The sequence below is a fragment of the Saccharopolyspora antiqui genome (assembly GCF_052246905.1).
GTDB lineage: Bacteria > Actinomycetota > Actinomycetes > Mycobacteriales > Pseudonocardiaceae > Saccharopolyspora.
On record NZ_JBQQBO010000055.1, the window covers coordinates 1 to 2,181 of the forward strand.

Sequence of the window (2,181 nt, forward strand, 5' to 3'; positions counted from 1 at the left end):
TGATCGTGGACGGCACCGTGCGCCGCGAGGCGCTTGATGACCGGGCGGGGGTGAAAGGACTCCGCCGCCGGGCTGTCGCAGCAGTCCGGTTGAAGCTGAGGGCAGCCTGATCCGGGGGACGCCGGGGAGGGTGGGAAGCAGCTCTGACGACGCCGGGATGCGCTGGCACTGCCAGACGGTGCAGGTTCGGCAAGCGAGACGAGAAGGTGTACGTGAGGAACCAGTGGTAAAGCCCTGTAAGCGACGAACTGGCTCAAATCTGGTGGATATGGGCCGGGATGCAGCGCGTGACCTCTCAAGTGGATGGTCAACTCCGAAGCCGCGTAGTGCCGTCGGTGAGGAGGCCACGATGAAGGACTGCGGCGTAGTCGTGGCGATGCTGTCGGGGCAAGAGCTGGGCACCTCCCTCGTCGACCGGTCATCGAGTGAACGGGGGAACCATCCCCGGTCGCCCTCCGGGCCAAGCATCCAGCTTGGTCCAGGGCAGGTCCGTCGCCGGCCGAGGGCCGTGGGATGGGGCGGAGGTCTCGTAGTAGTCCGAGCGCGTGAGAGGCGCGTACATGGCGAAGGGGACCAGCAAGTCAGCAGGGAGGAAGCTGGAATGCCAGGAGGCTTTCGCCGGTGAATACCGACGAACTGGAGTCGGCCTTGCATGGGGCCGAACGCCGGGTACTGGGGATTCAGACCAAGCTGCACCAGTGGGCCAGCAGTGATTCTCATCGCCGGTTCGACGACCTGTTCAACCTTGTGACCGACCCCGCGTTCCTTCTGGTCGCGTGGTTTCGGGTGCGGGGCAACAAGGGTGCTCGCACCGCCGGAGTGGATGGAAGAACCGCCCACTACATTGAGGCGGCGCGAGGAGTCGAGGGATTCCTCGACGAACTGCGGTCGACGCTGAAAGACCGCAGCTTCCGCCCGTTGCCGGTGCGTGAACGACTGATTCCCAAGACGAACGGGAAGTTCCGTCGTCTCGGGATCGCGACCGTCACCGACCGGGTGGTCCAAGCATCCTTAAAACTGGTATTGGAGCCGATCTTCGAGGCGGACTTTCACTCGCAGAGTTATGGATTCCGTCCGAAGCGCCGAGCCCAGGACGCGGTGGCGGACGTGCGTCACCTGACGTCCCGCTCGTATGAGTGGATCGTGGAAGGGGACATCGCCGCCTGCTTCGACGAAATTTCGCATCCTGCCTTGATGGACAGGGTGCGCAAACGTATCGGAGACAAACATGTGCTGGCCCTGGTGAAGGCGTTCCTCAAGGCGGGCATCCTCGGCGAGGACAAGACCTTGAGGGCGACTGATGCTGGCACCCCGCAAGGATCGATCCTCTCGCCATTGCTGAGCAACGTCGCCCTGTCCGTGCTGGACGAGTTCATCGCCCAGTCACCGGGCGGGCCTCGTGCCAGTCAATACCACCAGGCCAAACGCCGGAAACACGGTCTTCCCAACTACCGGTTGATCCGGTATGCGGACGACTGGTGCCTGGCGGTGTCGGGCACCCGAACCGATGCTGAGGCTCTGCGCGAGGAGATCGCGATCGTGCTTTCCACGATGGGCCTGCGCTTGTCACTGGATAAGACACTGATCACCCACATCGAGGACGGCCTCGACTTCCTCGGCTGGCGAATCCAACGTCACCGAAAACGAGGCACCAGCAAACGATTCGTCTACCTCTACCCGGCCAAGAAGGCGCTTCACTCGATCATGGCTAAGGTGAAGACGTTGTGCTGGCAGGACGTGAACCTGCCCCTCGATGCCCTGCTTCACCAGCTTAACCAGGTGCTGCGGGGCTGGACCGCCTACTTCAAGCACGGTTCGTCGAAGGCAACCTTCAACTACCTGCGAGCTTACACCTGGAAGCAAGTATTTGGATGGCTACGCCGCAAACACCGGCGAACCAACTGGAAGGAACTCCGCCGCAAATACACCAGCGACGGATGGTGGCCCGCCACCAACGAGGTGACTCTGTTCAACCCAGGAGCGGTGAAGATCACCTACTACTCCTACCGGGGAACGAAAATCCCCACACCGTGGCCGAGCACAGCATGAGGAAAACCGGGAAACCCACCGGGACTTGTGGAGCGCCCGTTGCGTGGAGACGCGCACGGCGGGTGCGGGAGGCGGCTCGGGGAAACCCACCGATGGAAACGCCGGCAGGGCGCCCCGGGCCGACCTCACCTG

Annotated in this window: 1 protein-coding gene; it reads left to right on the forward strand. The window is 63.0% G+C overall.

What is annotated here, in order from left to right; genetic code table 11:
• Positions 1-621 precede the first annotated feature (621 nt).
• Positions 622-2,049 (forward strand): group II intron reverse transcriptase/maturase, encoded by a 1,428-nt coding sequence (gene ltrA / locus ACTWQN_RS37970; RefSeq protein WP_443208520.1) that lies wholly within the window; start codon positions 622-624, stop codon positions 2,047-2,049.
• Positions 2,050-2,181: the final 132 nt, after the last annotated feature.